The organism is Actinokineospora guangxiensis, assembly GCF_042657845.1.
Lineage (GTDB): Bacteria > Actinomycetota > Actinomycetes > Mycobacteriales > Pseudonocardiaceae > Actinokineospora > Actinokineospora guangxiensis.
Genome location: NZ_JBHSKF010000003.1, coordinates 38,768 through 53,618, shown reverse-complemented (window position 1 = coordinate 53,618; position 14,851 = coordinate 38,768). Strand labels below are relative to the sequence as shown.

The window sequence follows — 14,851 nt, the reverse complement described above, 5'->3', positions numbered from 1 at the left end:
GCGGTCTCCTCGTTCACGGCGCAAGGGTACGAGGGCACAGGTCGCAGGCCACAACCGGTATTGCCCTACGGTGTTGCGGTGGACGATCCGCAGTTGCGCGAGACCAGAGCGGGATCATTCGGCGCGAATGCCGCCCTCTACGCAGAACACCGGCCGGGATACCCCGTCGATGCCGTCGAATGGGCCATCGGCGACCGGGTCAGGGTGCTCGACCTCGGCGCGGGCACGGGCAAGCTGACCGAGGCCCTGCTGGAGCTGGGCGTCGACGTGACCGCCGTCGAGCCCGACCCGCTGATGCGCGCCGAGCTGGCCAGGCGGCTGCCGGACGTGCCGACGGTCGACGGCCGCGCCGAGGCCATCCCGCTCGGCGACGCCTCGGTCGACGCCGTGCTCGCGGGCCAGGCCTTCCACTGGTTCGACAACGCCGAGGCGCTCGCCGAGATCACCCGCGTGCTGCGCCCCGGCGGGGTGTTCGGCGCGCTCTGGAACGCCTACGACGACAGCGTGCCGTGGGTGAAGACGCTGGTCTCGCTGACCGCGACCAGCGTGTCCAACCCCAGCGCGCCCGCGCCGCGCCACGTCCCCCGCCACGAGCTGCTCGGCGAGGTCGAGGAGAACACCTTCAAGCACCAGGTGCTGCGCACGGTCGACTCGATGGTCGGCTCGCTGCGCACGTTCTCCCACATCGCGGTCGCCCCCGACGACGAGCGCGAGGCCGTGCTGGCCAAGGCCCAGGAGTACCTCTCCGGCCTGCCCGACTCGCGCGGCACCTTCTACCAGCCGCTGCTCTGCGAGGTCGTGCGCGCGGTCCGCCGCTAGCGGCGGTTGCGCTCGTAGACCAGGCGCAGGCCCAGGAGCGTGAGGTCGGGGCGGTGGTGGTCGATGCCCACCGCCTCGTCCACCACCAGCGGAGCCAGGCCCCCGGTGGCGACGACGGTGACCGGGCCGCCATGCCCGGTGCGGGCCAGCTCGGCCCTGATCCTGGCGACCAGGCCGTCGACCTGCCCGGCGAAGCCGTACATGATCCCCGACTGCAGGCACTCGACGGTGTTCTTGCCGATCACCGAGCGCGGCCGGACCACGTCGACCTTGCGCAGCGCGGCGGCATGTGTGGCCAGGGCGTCCATCGAGATCTCGATGCCGGGCACGAACACCCCGCCGAGGAACTCTCCCTTGGCCGAGATGACGTCGATGTTGGTCGAGGTGCCGAAGTCGACCACCGCGCACGCCGTGCCGTACAGGTGGTGGGCGGCGAGGGTGTTGACGACCCGGTCGGCGCCGACCTCCTTGGGGTTGTCGACCAGCAGCGGCACCCCGGTCCGCACACCGGGCTCGACCAGCACCCTCGGCACGCCGCCGTAGTACTTGGCGAGCATGGCGCGCAGCTCGCGCAGCACGTCGGGCACGGTGGACAGCGCGGCGATGGCGGTCACCGCGCCCGCGTGCCCGCCGAGCAGGCCGCGCATGGTGAGGTCCAGCTCGTCGGCGGTGCCGCGCGAGTCGGTGCGGGTGCGCCAGTCGCGCACCAGGTCGGTCCCGTCGAAGAGGCCGAAGGCGGTGTTGGTGTTGCCGACGTCGATCGCCAGGAGCACTTAGACCTCGGCGGCCAGGAGCGCGTCGAGCTTGGCGGCGTCGGCGGTCTCGGCGGTGGCGGTCTCCGCAGCGGCCTTCTCGGGCGCCTTCCCCGCGGCGCTCACGGTGACGTTCCCGCTGCGCAGGCCGTGGCCGTCGGGCACGTGGGCGGCGTCGGCGCCGAGGTCGACGACGCGGTTGTCGGCGTCGACGAACACCACGCGCGGCTGGTGGGCGGCGGCCTCGGCGGAGTCCATGAGGCCGTAGGCGATGAGGATGACGATGTCGCCGGGGTGCACCAGGTGCGCGGCCGCGCCGTTGATGCCGATGACGCCGCTGCCGCGCTCGCCCTCGATGACGTAGGTCTCCAGGCGGGCGCCGTTGGTCACGTCCACGATGGCGACCTGCTCGCCGGGCAGCAGGTCGGCGGCCTCCAGCAGGACCGGGTCGACGGTCACCGAGCCGACGTAGTGCAGGTCGGCCTGGGTGACGGTGGCGCGGTGGATCTTGGACTTGAGCATGGTGCGGAACATGGGGTGCTCCCTACAGCTCCGGTCCGAGCAGGACCGGGACGTTGTCGATGAGGCGGGTGCGGCCGAGGCGGGCGGCCACCAGCAGGCGGGCGTCGCCCTCGGCGGGCGCGGGACCGAGGTCCAGCGAGCGCAGTGCGAGGTAGTCCAGCTCCAGCGCGGGGCTCTCGCGCAGGACGGCCTCGGCGGCGGCCAGCACGGCGGCGCCGCCCTGGGCGCTGACGTGCGCGCCCGCGGCCAGCGCGGCGGAGAGGGAGACGGCGGCGGCGCGCTGCTCGTCGTCCAGGTAGGCGTTGCGGGAGGAGAGCGCCAGGCCGTCGCGCTCGCGGACGGTGGGGACGCCCACGACGGTGGTCTCCATGTCAAGGTCGCGCACCATGCGCTTGATCAGGACCAGCTGCTGGTAGTCCTTCTCGCCGAACATCGCGTAGTCGGGGCGCACGATGTTGAGCAGCTTGTTGACCACCGTGAGCACACCCGCGAAGTGGCCGGGGCGGACCGCGCCCTCCAGCTCGTCGCCGAGGGGTCCGGGGTGGATGGTGGTGGTCGCGCCCTCCGGGTACATGTCCTCGCGGGACGGGGTGAAGACCAGCTCGACGCGCTCGGCCTCGCACACCGCCAGGTCCGTCTCCAGTGGACGCGGGTAGCGCTCGAAGTCCTCGCCTTCGCCGAACTGCAGGGGGTTCACGAAGATGGAGGCGACGAGGACGGTGTTGGGGATGCGGCGGGCACGCGACATCAGCTCGCGGTGCCCGTCGTGCAGCGCGCCCATCGTCGGGACGAAGACGAGCCTGCGCCCGGTCGCCCGCAGCGCCCTGGTGACCCGAGCCAGCTCCTGAGGTCCACTATGGACATGAAGCTTGCCGGGAGTGAACGCCGTCATTGCTGGCCCTCTTCGGTGTCGGAGCGGATGGCCGCGGCGATGTCCGCGGTCAGGTCGGGGCGCAGCAGGCCGGAGGCGGTGGCGCGCTGGGCGGTGCGCTCGGCCAGGGCGCGGTAGGCGGGCAGCATCTGCGGGGCGTGCTCGCCGAGGACGCGCACGTGCTTGCGGACGGTGCCCGCGTCGCCGCGGGCGACGGGGCCGGTGAGGGCACGGTCGCCGTGGCGCAGGGCGTTGTCCAGGGCGGCCGACAGCAGCGGACCGAGCAGGCGCTCCGGGGTGCCGACCCCGGTGCCGCGCAGCAGGTCCGCGGCCTCGGAGACCAGCGTGACCAGGTGGTTCGCGCCGTGGGCCAGCGCCGTGTGGTAGAGCGGGCGGGCGGCTTCCGGCACCCGGACTGGCTCGCCGCCCATCTCCACCACCAGCGCCTCGGCGACGTTCCAGGCGGCCTCGTCGCCGTCGGCGGCGGTCACCCCGAAGCAGCAGGCGGCGATGCGCTCCAGGTCCTCGGCGCGGCCGGTGAACGTCATCGCCGGGTGCAGCGCCAGGCCCAGCGCTCCCGGGCCGGTGGCGGGGCCGAGCACATCGACGCCGTAGGCGCCGGAGGTGTGGGCGACGATCTGGCCCGCCCGCAGCGCGCCCGCGGCGGCCAGGCCGCGGACCATGCCGGGCAGGGCGTCGTCGGGCAGGGCCAGCAGGACCAGGTCCGCGGCGCCCGCGACCTCGTCGGGGGGCAGGACCGGCACGTCGGGCAGGAGGGCCTCGGCCCGCGCGAGCGAGGCGCGCGACACACCGCAGACGCCGGAGACGGTATGCCCGGCACGGGCCAGCGCGGCGCCCAGCACGGCGCCCACCCGGCCCGCTGACACGACTCCGACCGCCAGCCTGGCGGGCCGGGTCACAGCACGACCCGTTTCATGACAGCAGTCCCTTCGTTCCAGTCCCGCGCCTCTGCGGGTACCAGACGACGATCGCGAGGGTAATGGGGTGCGGACGGGCGGGGCGCGGCCGGGTGACCAGGTTCACCGGGCCGAGGCGCGCACCGCGGCGTGCCGGGTGGCGCGCACCACGGCGACGAGGTGGGCCTCGTCGGTGAGGTCGTGCTTGCCGGTCATGCCCTCGGCGGCGGCGTGGCGCAGGAACGCCAGTTCGCTGACCGCGGCGTGGTACTCGGCCATGAGCGCCGCCGCGTCGCGCCCGGTGCGCACCCGCACGCGTTTGCGCCACTTGCGGCGCGCCTCCAGGCTGGCGAGCGCCTCGACCTCGTTGTCCAGGATCAGGTTGTCGGCGACCATGCCCGGCAGCGCGGCGGCGATGATGCGCTGCTCGCGCCTGCGGTGCCAGGTGATGAACCAGACCGCCCCGGCGAACAGCGGCACCATCACCAGGAAGTAGACGGTCAGGAACCCCGTCCCGCCGCCGAGCGTGGCCGCGCCGTTCCACGCCGCGTGCAGGCCCACCGCCGCGACGAACCCGAGCGCGGGCGCCAGCACCCGGTGCTTGTGCGAGCGCGCGGCGATGCCGATCCCGACGCCGATGCACGCGGTGAACAGCGGGTGGGTGAACGGCGAGAGGACACCGCGCAGGATGAACGCGGTGATCACCCCGGGCGTGGTGCCGTCGCCGATGCCGTACTCGGCGAAGGCGCGGCCGAAGTAGTAGATGTTCTCGGTGAAGGCGAACCCCGCGGCGACGAACCCGGCGTAGACGATCCCGTCGATCACGCCGTCGAACTCGTGGCGCAGGAACAGGAAGATGCCGTAGACGAAGACGCCCTTCATGAACTCCTCGACCAGCGGCGCGGACACCAGCGCGCTGACCGTGTCCCCGCTGCCCTTGCCCAGCAGCAGGTCGCCGACCGCCTCGGCGGTGTTGTTGATCAGCAGCGCGGTGATCGCGGCGACGCACGCGCCCCAGCCGAAGGCCAGCCACAGCAGCCGCGCGGGCTCGGGCTCCCACCGGTCGATCCACAGGAACGCCGCCACCACCGGCCCGACCGGCACCAGCGCGGCGGCGATGCCGACCAGCTCGGCCTCCACCCCCACCCTGGCCGTGCTCAGGCCCAGCAGCGCCATCCCGCAGGCCGCGAGCGCGAGCAGGCCGACGACGGGCAGCAGGACCGTCTTGCGGCGCGGCGGGTGGCGCTGCAGCTGATCATCGGACACGGGAGCTGATAGTAGGGCTGGCTCAGTCCTCGTCCCGCCTGCGCCTGCGGCGCGGCGCGGTGCCGCCGTGCGCGGCGAGCAGGTCGGCGACGGAGGTGCCCGAGGCGTGCCCGCCCTGCTCGGCCTCGGGCCTGCGCCTGCGGCCCGCGGGCTCCTCGACCGGCGGGAAGGTGCCGGACTCCGCGGCCCGCCTGCCCGCGCTGGCCGCCGCGGCTGCGGAGCCGGGACGCGCGGGCGGGTACGTCCCGGTCTCGGCGGCGCGCTTGCCCCGGACGGGCTGTGCGGGCGGGAACGTGCCCGTCTCCGCCGCGCGCTTGCCGCGCGCCGGCTGTGCGGGCGGGAACGTGCCGGTCTCCGCGGCGCGCTTGCCCCGGACGGGCTGGGCGGGCGGGAACGTGCCGGTCTCGGCGGCGCGCTTGCCCTTGGCGGGCGGTGCGGGCTCGGCGGCGCGCTGGCCCTGCTCCGGGCGGGCAGGCGGGTGGGTCCCGGTCTCGGTCGCGCGCTGCCCGCGCGCGGGCGCGAACGTGCCGGTCTCGGCGGCCCGGCCGCCGCGGGCGGCGTCGCCGGGGTCGGCGGCCGGGAGCCGGGCGGGCGGAGGGGAGTCGGCGCGGGCGGCGGGCGGGTAGGTGCCCGTGTCGGTGGGCCTGCCCGCGCGCACGGGGGCGAAGGTCCCCGAATCCGCGGCGGCGGGACGCGCGGCGGCCGCAGGCCCGGGGGCGCCGGAGGCCTGGGGCGGCGAGGCGGAGCGGCCGCCGGCGGCGGGCGCGCGGCCCTCGCGCGGGCGGGCCACCTCGGCGGGGGCGAAGACGCCGGAGTCGGTCGCGGCGGGGGACGCCGAGGAGTCCACCGCCTGGCGGCTCCGCGCGGCCTCGGCCGCCGACGGCGGCGCGGGCTCCGGGGTGCGCCGGGAGATGACCCGCGGCGGCGCTCCCCGGTCCAGCGGGCGCCCGCCGTGCTGGGTGTGGGGCTCCACCGGGCGCACGCCCGACCTGGTCGCCTCGGGGTCGGCGGGGCGCAGGCGCGCGGCGGTCGCCTCGCCGGGGGCCGCGCCCTCGCGCGCCTCCGGCCGGGTGCGGGCCGCCTCGCCCGCGCGCGCCTCGGGGCGGGGCCGGGCGGGCTGGCGGGGCGGGGCATCGGGCTCGCGGCGGGCGGGGTCGGCCTCGGTCCTCGACCGGGCGACGCGCTGCTCGCCGTAGGCCTCGCCAGCGGGTCCCGCCGGGTGCGCGGCCTCCGGGCGGCGCGGGCGGGACTCCTGGGGCACGTCCAGGCGGGCGGACACCCCGGCGTCCTGCTCGCGGCGCGGCGACGGCGTCTCGGCCGAGCCGGTCGGGCGGGCGGCCCCCGGGCGGGCGTCGGCGGGGCGGGCCGGGCGGACATCGGCAGGGCGGGCGTTGGCGGGACGGCCGTTGGCGGGGTGCTCCTCGGCGGGCCGGGCCGGGCGGGCGTCCCCGGGACGGGCTTCGGCGCGGGCCGGGCGGGCGGCGGGCCTGCCCGCCTTGACCGCCTGCTCGCCCTGGCGGGCGGGCCTGCGCAGGTCGCCGGACTCCCAGGCGCCGGACTCCCAGGACGGGGTCCACGTGGGATCGATCGGCCTGCTGCCCGGGGTGTCCTCCAGCCACGGCCCGCGGACGCGCTCGATGAGGTCGGTCGTCGGCTCGCCGATGCGGCGGATCGGCTCGACCGGGGACTCCAGGGCCTCCGGGCGCGAGCGCATCCTGGTCGCCTCGGCGTGCAGGGCGATCCGCTCGACCAGGACCTCGCCGCCGAGCAGGACCTCCAGGTGCTCGCGCATGGCCTTCAGCTCGGCGCGCAGCTCGGCGATGTCGTCGCGGGAGCCGCCCTCGGCGGCGGCCTTGACCGCGGTGGCCGTGGCGGCCTCGGCGGACAGCTCGAACTCGCGGCGGGCGGCGACCTCGCGCTCCAGCTCCAGCTCGTAGATCTTCTGCGCCTGGGCGGCGTCCTCGGCGCGGTCGGCCGAGAGCCTGCGGTAGCGCACCGCGAGGAACGCCCCGGCGAGCGCGGCCCACAGCGCGGCGACGACGCCGATGCGCATCCAGCGCAGCGAGTCGCTGAGCACCAGGACTGCGGTCGCTCCCAGTGCCAGCAGCAGGGCGGCCAGGAAGAGCAGCCGCGGCCCGGTCGCGCGCGGGATGTGGTCGTTCCGGCCGGTCATGGGGAACACCGTACCGGTCCGTTACCACTACGAGACCAAACGGATGTCACGCCGTCGGTCGGGCGCCCTGGTCGCGCTGGTCATCCGGGCTGTCGGGGGTCCGGCAGCAGGACTCCAGCCACAGGGCCGCCCCGATGAGGACCGCCGCGCTGAGCGCGCCGATCACCGCGCTCGGGATGTCCGAGCGGGCCGCGTCGACGCGCGCGCTCTCGGGCACCACGTAGGCCAGCACGGCCAGCCACGCGCCCAGCATGATCGCGCCGAGCAGGGATGACGCCTTGGCCAGCGCCAGCGCCCGCGCCGCGGTGATCGGCTGCAGCGGCCTGCCCGTCGGCCTCGTCCCCCCGCTGCCCCGGATGCGCCCGCGCAGCACGTGCCCGAAGACCGCCTCCACGACGGCCAGCACGAGCAGCGTCACCCCGGCGAAGGTCGGCAGCGGCGGCAGCTCGCCGTAGAGCAGCCGCATGAACAGGTACAGCGCGACGGCGGTGACCAGGCCCGCGGGGACGAGGTCCGACGCCTTGGTGAACCTCACAGGGCCCCCGTCAGATCGATGTCGGTGCGCCGCACCCCGGCGGTGTCCACTCCGGCCAGCAGGTCCCGCGCCGCACCCCGGCCGGGGACGACCGCGTCCGGCTCGACGTCCAGCCACGGGATCAGCACCGTCGCCCGCTCCGCCGTGCCCGGGTGCGGCAGCAGCAGGTCGGGGTGGTCGCTGCGCACACCGTCCACTGTGACGACGTCCACGTCGAGCGTCCGCGGACCCCAGCGCGCCTCGCGGACACGCCCGGAGGCCGCCTCCAGCGCCTGGCCGCGGCGCAGCCACGCCCACTCGTCGGCCGACGGGTCGGCCACGAGCAGCACGGCGTTGAGGAAGTCCGGCTGGTCGGTCACGCCCCAGGCGGCCGTCTCGTACACCGGGGAGACCGCGACGAGCACGTCGGCGAAGCCCGCGACCGCGGCGCGCAGGTGGGCCTCCCGGTCGCCGAGGTTGGAGCCCAGCGACAGCACCGCGCGGCTCACGGGCGCGTCTTCCGCGAGCGGCGCACCGTCACCGCGACGTCGGCGAAGCTCAGCGGGATCGGCGCGCTCGGCTTGTGCACGGTCACCTCGACGGCGAGCACCCGGTCGTCGGCCATCTCGGCCTCGGCGATCTCGGCGGCCACCGTCTCGATCAGGTCCCTCGGCTCCCCGGCGACGACGGCGGCGGCGCGCTCGGCCAGCTCCCCGTAGTGCACGGTGTGGGTGAGGTCGTCGGTCGCGGCGGCCTGGCGCAGGTCCAGCCACAGCGTGATGTCGACGACGAAGTCCTGCCCGTCGCGGCGCTCGTGCTCGAAGACGCCGTGGCGCCCGCGCACCCGCAGCCCGGTCAGCGTGATCCGGTCGGCCACCTCGGTACCCCTCCCATCGCCGCGGCCACCGCGGCCGCGTCCAGCGAACGGCCGACGTCGTGCACCCGCACGCCCCACGCCCCGGCCATCGCCACCAGCGCCGTGACGGCGGCGGTGGCGTCCTCGCGGCCGTCGGAGCGCCTCGGCGCGCCCGCATCGGCCAGCAGCGTCCCCAGGAACCGCTTGCGCGAGGCGCCCACGAGCACCGGGAACCCCAGGTCCACGAGCACGTCCAGCGAGCGCAGCAGCGCCCAGTTGTGGCCGCTGTCCTTGGCGAAGCCCAGGCCGGGGTCCAGCGCGATCGCCGACTCGGCGACCCCGGCGCCGAGCGCGGCGTCCACCCGGGCGCTGAGCTCGTCGCGCACCTCGGCGACGACGTCGTCGTAGGTCGCCAGCGCCTGCATGTCGCGGCTGTGCCCGCGCCAGTGCATGAGCACGAACGGCACGCCCGCCGCGGCGACGACCTTGGCCATGTCCGGGTCGGCCAGGCCGCCGGAGACGTCGTTGACGATCGCCGCGCCCGCGGCCAGCGCCGCCTCGGCCACCCGCGCCCTGGTGGTGTCCACGCTGATCAGCACGCCCGCCTCGGCCAGCCCCGCGACCACCGGCGTGATCCGCGCGCTCTCGGTGGCCGCGTCGACCCGCTCGGCCCCCGGTCGGGTCGACTCCCCGCCGACGTCGATGACGTCCGCGCCGCGCTCCCACAGCGCCACCCCGTGCGCCACCGCGTCGTCGACGCCCAGGTAGCGGCCGCCGTCGGAGAACGAGTCCGGGGTGACGTTGAGAACGCCCATGACCGCGCAGCGGCCCGGCGCGGGCAGCGTCACCGGGTGCGCCCGTTGATCAGCTCGATGGCCTCCGCACGCGAGGACGGCGCGGTCTTGAGCAGCCCGCGCAGCGCCGAGGTCGTCGTGCGGGCGCCGGGCTTGCGGATGCCGCGCATCGCCATGCACAGGTGCTCGGCCTCGATGACCACGATGGCCCCGCGCGGGGTCAGCTTGCGCATGAGGGCGTCGGCGACCTGCGAGGTCAGCCGCTCCTGCACCTGCGGGCGGCGCGCGTAGAGGTCGACCAGCCTGGCCAGCTTGGACAGGCCGGTGACCTGGCCGCGCTCGTTGGGGATGTAGCCGACGTGCGCCACCCCGTGGAACGGCACCAGGTGGTGCTCGCAGGTGGAGTACATGGGGATGTCGGTGACCAGGACGAGTTCGTCGTGGCTCTCGTCAAAGGTCTTGTCGAGGACCCGCTCGGGGTCGGTGTAGAGCCCGGCGAACAGCTCCGCGTAGGCCCTGGCCACCCGCGCGGGCGTCTCCCGCAGACCGTCGCGGTCGGGGTCCTCGCCGCAGGCGAGCAGCAGTTCGCGCACCGCCTGCTCGGCCCTGGCTGCGTCGAAGACGGCGGACGGCGCGCCGTGCGCACCGCCCGCCGTCGGGGTCTCACTCATCGCTGGTCTCCGGGATCGTCGCGGCCGGGCCGCAACCACCTGCGGCCGTCGGCCGCAACCCTCTCACTCGGACCCGCGGCCGCGCCCGTCTGAGTTGTCCTGGTCACGGGGTTCCTGCGGCCTGCCCCACTCCGGCTGTGGCTGCGGCGGCTGCTGGGGCTGCCACGGCTGACCGCCGGGGGTGGTGGCGGGGGTCCAGCCGGGCGGGGCGCCGTAGTGCGGCGGGCCCGAGCCGTGGCCGCCGCCGTAGGGCTGCGGGTACTGCGGCGGGTACGGCTGCCCGTACTGCGGGGAGCCGTTGCCGTTGCCGTGCGGGAGCTCCGGGGTGGACCGCGGCGGCCCGCCGGGCAGCTCGCCCGCGCCGGGCACCGAGGCGACCGGGGTCTTCTCCCGCTCGGCCCGCTCCCGCTCGGCCTGCTCCAGCTGGTCGGGCCACGGCTCGCCGCGCTCGTGCGCCAGCTCGCGCGGGGTCTTGATCGGCGGCTTGTCGGACGGGACGCGGTCGCCGAAGTCGTTGAACGCGGTGATCCTCGGCCGCTTCTCGACGTTGGAGAAGATGCGCTCCAGGTCCTTGCGGGTCAGCGTCTCCTTGTCCAGCAGCTCGACCACCAGGTCGTCCAGGACGTCGCGGTAGGTGTTGAGCACGTCCCACGCCTCGGTGTGCGCGGCCTCGATGAGGTTGCGCACCTCCTCGTCGATCTCGTGCGCCACCTCCAGCGAGTAATCGGGCGCGTGGCCCATCGAGCGGCCGAGGAACGGGTCGCCCTGCTCCTGGCCGTAGCGGACCGCGCCGAGCCGGGCGCTCATGCCGTACTCGGTCACCATCGCCTTGGCGATCTTGGTGGCCTGGTCGATGTCGCTGGAGGCGCCGGTGGTCGGCTCGTGGAACACCAGCTCCTCGGCCGCGCGCCCGCCGAGGGCGAACACCAGCCGGGCGATCATCTCCGAGCGGGTCATGAGCTGCTTGTCGTCCTCGGGGACGACGAGCGCGTGCCCGCCGGTGCGCCCGCGGGGCAGGATCGTCAGCTTGTACACCGGCTCCAGGTCCGGCATCGCCCACGCGGCGAGGGCGTGGCCGCCCTCGTGGTAGGCGGTGATCTTCTTCTCCTTCTCGGAGATGATGCGGCTCTTGCGGGCCGGGCCGCCGATCACCCGGTCGACCGACTCCTCCAGCGCGGCGCCGTTGATGGCGGTGCCGTTCTGGCGGGCGGTGAGCAGGGCGGCCTCGTTGATCACGTTGGCCAGGTCGGCGCCGGACATGCCGACGGTGCGCTTGGCCAGGCCGTCGAGGTCGACGTCCTCGGCGAAGGGCTTGCCCTTGGAGTGCACCTTCAAGATCATCTTGCGGCCGGAGAGGTCCGGCGCGGACACCGGGATCTGCCGGTCGAAGCGGCCCGGGCGCAGCAGCGCCGGGTCCAGGATGTCCGGGCGGTTGGTGGCGGCGATGAGGATGATGCCGCCGCGGGCGTCGAAGCCGTCCATCTCGACCAGCAGCTGGTTGAGGGTCTGCTCGCGCTCGTCGTGCCCGCCGCCGAGGCCGGCGCCGCGCTGGCGGCCGACCGCGTCGATCTCGTCGACGAAGATGATGCACGGCGCGTTCTGCTTGGCCTGCTCGAACAGGTCGCGGACGCGGGAGGCGCCGACGCCGACGAACATCTCCACGAAGTCCGAGCCGGAGATCGAGTAGAACGGCACGCCCGCCTCACCGGCGACCGCGCGGGCCAGCAGCGTCTTGCCCGTGCCGGGCGGGCCGTAGAGCAGCACGCCCTTCGGGATCTTCGCGCCGAGGGCCTGGTAGCGGCCGGGGTTCTGCAGGAAGTCCTTGATCTCGTACAGCTCTTCGACCGCCTCGTCGGCCCCCGCCACGTCGGCGAAGGTCGTCTTGGGCATGTCCTTGGAGAGCTGCTTGGCCTTCGACTTGCCGAAGTTGAGAACCCGGTTCCCGCCGCCCTGGACGTTGTTCATCATCCACATGAGCAGCAGCAACAGCAGCGCGAACGGGATGAGGAAGATCAGGATCTGGGTGAGGAAGGAATCCTGGGTGACCGTCGTGCGGAACTCGATGCCCGGTTTGTCGATGAGCGTGGTGTAGAGCTGCGAGGTCGCCCCGGCCGGGTACTGCGCCAGGATCTGGGTGACCTGCTGGCCCTCGTGCTCGATCGGGCTGTTCAAGGTCAGCTTGAGCTGCTGCTCCTTGTCCCCCAGCTCGACGGCCTTGACGTTGTTGGCCTCGATCTGCGCGACGGCTTTCGACGTGGGCACGGCTGTGTACCCACGGGTGTCGTCGAACAGCATGCTGAAGGCGAAATAGATCAGCAACACCGCGAGGATCCAGAGCAGCGGGTTGCGCAGCAGTCGCTTTCGGTCCATTACTTGCGGCCGTGGCGCGGCCTCGACCCTCCCTGGACATGCACGTGAGGCAATGACGACCATTACCCGACCGGTCGGTGGCCCCGGTCGCACCAGAGTACCGCCCGCTTCGGCACCCCCACCGATCGACGAGGGTTGCCGCTAGCTCAACGGCCGAGGGGCGCGCTGGGTTCCCGGCCGGTCAGCGGGTGACCTCGGCCACCAGCTGGCCGAGCCGGTGCCGCAGCGTCTGGGCGTCGGCGGGGGCCACGGTCACCCAGTCGCGGCCGTCGCGGCCCCGGCTGGACGAGGCCAGGTAGCGGCCGTTGGGCTTGTCGAACCACGACAGCACCGGCGCCCGCCTGCGCCCGCCCGCGTCCCGCGCGGTCACGCCGAACTGGCCGCCACGCAGGTTGGGCAGCCCGACCAGCCGCGCCGCCGCGGCCCGCGGATCGCCGTCGGCGGCCCCGCGCACCGAGCGCGGGGTGATCGCGGCGAACTCGTCGGCGGGCAGCGAGATCGACGCCTCCGCCCCGCGCGGGGCAGGCGGCATGAGCGCGACGACCTCGCTGACCAGCGCGTCGCCCCGGACCCGGCGCAGGTGCAGGTCGTCACCGGACTGCGTGGCGACCACGCCCGCGGCGCCCGACGCGGCGGCGAACACCGCGACCGCCCTGCCGGGCAACTCGGGCATGAACAGCGCGTCGATCGCCAGGTCCGGCCGGGCGAGCACGCCCAGCCAGTCCTCCACGTGCGCCTCGACCCTGCCGTAGCGGTCGATCAGCCCGCGCGCGGCGAGCTCGGCGTGCATCCGGGCGCGCAGCGAGGCCCGCTCGTCGACGGTCTCGCCGTGCGAGCGCACCTGCAGCGGGTAGGGCAGCTCCCCGGCGCCCAGCGCCTCCCACAGGAAGTCGAGGGCGAGCTGGTCGAGCGTCTCGGCGGAGGGCATCGCCTCACTCCCCGATGACGGGGGGCGCGGTGACCTGGTCGGTGCCGAAGGTGGCCTCGGCGTCCGGCTCCACCAGGTACGACGGCCGCTGGTGCTCGCCGTCCTCCTCGCCGTTCGCCCCGCGTCCGCCCGCGCCGCCCATCGCACCGCCGCGCCCACCGGCACCCGCGGCGGCTGCACCGCGCCCGCCGGTCGCACCCGCGCCCGGACCGCCTGGACGCCCGGCCACACCGGGACCGCCCGTACCAGGACGCGCCGCGCCGGGGTTGCCGGTGCCCGCGCCACCCGGGGTGGCGGGCTTGGGCGCGTAGCCCGACATCGGGGCCCGGCCCGCGCCGGGACCGCCTGCACCGCGACCGCCGAACTGGCCGACCGGCGCGGGAGCACCGCCGGGCCCGGAGCCGGTCGGGGTCAGCGCGGGGCCGGCGCCGGGGTTGATCCCGGGCTGGTTGGGGGTCGGCGTGCCCGGGTTGTAGCCGGACAGGTCGGTGCCCTCGAAGCCGTTCTCCCCCGGCAGCGGCACGAAGATCCCCGGTGCGTTGGCCCCGCCCCGCCCCGGCGCGAACCCGCTCGCGCGGTCGCCGCCGGTGGAACCGCCGGGCCCGTTGCCGCCTCCGGTGAACGTCTCGTCGTAGCCGACCCCGCGCCCGCCGCGGAAGCCCCCGCCGCCACCGTCGTCGATGCCGCGCTCGGGCGGCGGCACGAAGGTGGGGGTGCGGGCGTCGATCTCGGCCATCGTGGTCGTGTACTCGGTCATGTAGCGGACCTGCTCGGCCTTGACCTTCTGAGCGGCCTGCTCCTTGGCCTGCATGTCGGCCATCCCGGCGGTGGGATTGGGATTGGCCAGCGCCTCGGTCATGGCGGCGTCGCGGTCGAACTCGGCGGGCTCGGGCATGTTGCGCACCTTGGCCGCCGCAAGCGCCTGATCCGACATCGCCGTCCCCATGAACTGCGCCGAGATCCCAGCAGCGCCGGTCCGCTTGGCCAGGGGGGTGAGCGCGTTGCGCGCGGCCTCGGCGGCGTCGCCCTTCCAGGCGTGGTCCAGGGCGGTCACGGCGTCGAGCAGCCGGTTGGCCGCCTCGGCGAGCCGGTTGCCCCCCTCGGTGAATCCGCGTCCGAGGTCGTCAGCAGACGTGGGGACGTTCTTGTCCGTCGCACCCAGGTAGAGCTGCGTGCTGGTCCGGCTCTCCCAGTTCTGCGGCACGACCACCCGGTCGTTGCCCATCTCCACGTCCGGGGCGAGCTGCTCGCGCTGCGACTGCGTGATGCTCTGCTGGATCTCGGCGTTGGTCGAGCGGTCTTCGTCCGGCATGCGCCGCATGGCGATCGAGACGTCGTCCGCCCGGTCGCCCGCGTAATCGTGGGTGTCGTAGCGCTGGTCGCCGTTCGGCATGTCTG

General features: G+C 74.9%; 15 protein-coding genes. 1 reads left to right on the top strand and 14 read right to left on the bottom strand.

The window, feature by feature from the left end:
- The first annotated feature begins 78 nt into the window (after positions 1-78).
- Complete coding sequence (locus ACFPM7_RS07090) at positions 79-819, top strand: class I SAM-dependent methyltransferase (RefSeq protein ID WP_378245147.1); 741 nt, start codon at positions 79-81, stop codon at positions 817-819.
- On the opposite strand, the gene ACFPM7_RS07085 is transcribed toward ACFPM7_RS07090, so the two are convergent.
- The 14 genes from ACFPM7_RS07085 to ACFPM7_RS07020 all read right to left on the bottom strand — a co-directional run bounded on the left by ACFPM7_RS07085 (position 816) and on the right by ACFPM7_RS07020 (position 14,846).
- Positions 816-1,592 carry a type III pantothenate kinase gene (locus ACFPM7_RS07085; protein WP_378245145.1) on the bottom strand — a complete coding sequence of 259 codons (777 nt, stop codon included), beginning with the start codon at positions 1,590-1,592 and terminating at the stop codon, positions 816-818. The genes ACFPM7_RS07090 and ACFPM7_RS07085 overlap by 4 nt on opposite strands.
- Positions 1,593-2,105 carry an aspartate 1-decarboxylase gene (gene panD / locus ACFPM7_RS07080; protein WP_378245143.1) on the bottom strand — a complete coding sequence of 171 codons (513 nt, stop codon included), beginning with the start codon at positions 2,103-2,105 and terminating at the stop codon, positions 1,593-1,595.
- A 10-nt stretch (positions 2,106-2,115) separates the two neighbouring features.
- Positions 2,116-2,985: a pantoate--beta-alanine ligase gene (gene panC / locus ACFPM7_RS07075; RefSeq protein ID WP_378245141.1), complete on the bottom strand. Its 870-nt coding sequence runs from the start codon at positions 2,983-2,985 to the stop codon at positions 2,116-2,118.
- Positions 2,982-3,884 (bottom strand): Rossmann-like and DUF2520 domain-containing protein, encoded by a 903-nt coding sequence (locus tag ACFPM7_RS07070; RefSeq protein WP_378245139.1) that lies wholly within the window; start codon positions 3,882-3,884, stop codon positions 2,982-2,984. The genes panC and ACFPM7_RS07070 overlap by 4 nt, the downstream gene beginning before the upstream one ends.
- Positions 3,885-4,004: 120 nt before the next feature.
- Complete coding sequence (locus ACFPM7_RS07065) at positions 4,005-5,057, bottom strand: PrsW family intramembrane metalloprotease (protein ID WP_378246297.1); 1,053 nt, start codon at positions 5,055-5,057, stop codon at positions 4,005-4,007.
- A 112-nt stretch (positions 5,058-5,169) separates the two neighbouring features.
- A complete protein-coding gene (locus tag ACFPM7_RS07060) occupies positions 5,170-7,320 on the bottom strand; it encodes a DUF6779 domain-containing protein (RefSeq protein WP_378245137.1) in 2,151 nt (716 codons plus the stop codon).
- A gap of 46 nt (positions 7,321-7,366) precedes the next feature.
- On the bottom strand, positions 7,367-7,855 hold the full coding sequence (locus ACFPM7_RS07055) for a DUF3180 domain-containing protein (protein WP_378245134.1): 489 nt from the start codon (positions 7,853-7,855) through the stop codon (positions 7,367-7,369).
- Positions 7,852-8,343, bottom strand: a complete 492-nt coding sequence (gene folK / locus ACFPM7_RS07050; protein ID WP_378245132.1) for a 2-amino-4-hydroxy-6-hydroxymethyldihydropteridine diphosphokinase — start codon at positions 8,341-8,343, stop codon at positions 7,852-7,854. The genes ACFPM7_RS07055 and folK overlap by 4 nt, the downstream gene beginning before the upstream one ends.
- A complete protein-coding gene (gene folB, locus ACFPM7_RS07045) occupies positions 8,340-8,711 on the bottom strand; it encodes a dihydroneopterin aldolase (protein WP_378245130.1) in 372 nt (123 codons plus the stop codon). Before folB ends, folK begins: the two co-directional genes overlap by 4 nt.
- Complete coding sequence (gene folP, locus ACFPM7_RS07040; protein ID WP_378246295.1) at positions 8,690-9,505, bottom strand: dihydropteroate synthase; 816 nt, start codon at positions 9,503-9,505, stop codon at positions 8,690-8,692. The genes folB and folP overlap by 22 nt, the downstream gene beginning before the upstream one ends.
- Before the next feature lie 29 nt (positions 9,506-9,534).
- Positions 9,535-10,155: a GTP cyclohydrolase I FolE gene (gene folE / locus ACFPM7_RS07035; RefSeq protein ID WP_378245128.1), complete on the bottom strand. Its 621-nt coding sequence runs from the start codon at positions 10,153-10,155 to the stop codon at positions 9,535-9,537.
- Between the two features lie 63 nt (positions 10,156-10,218).
- The gene (gene ftsH, locus ACFPM7_RS07030) at positions 10,219-12,525 is read right to left on the bottom strand and encodes an ATP-dependent zinc metalloprotease FtsH (RefSeq protein WP_378245126.1); all 2,307 of its coding nucleotides are present in this window, start codon (positions 12,523-12,525) and stop codon (positions 10,219-10,221) included.
- 181 nt (positions 12,526-12,706) lie between these two features.
- A complete protein-coding gene (locus tag ACFPM7_RS07025) occupies positions 12,707-13,453 on the bottom strand; it encodes an ESX secretion-associated protein EspG (RefSeq protein ID WP_378245124.1) in 747 nt (248 codons plus the stop codon).
- A 4-nt stretch (positions 13,454-13,457) separates the two neighbouring features.
- Positions 13,458-14,846 (bottom strand): hypothetical protein, encoded by a 1,389-nt coding sequence (locus tag ACFPM7_RS07020; protein WP_378245122.1) that lies wholly within the window; start codon positions 14,844-14,846, stop codon positions 13,458-13,460.
- Positions 14,847-14,851 lie beyond the last annotated feature (5 nt).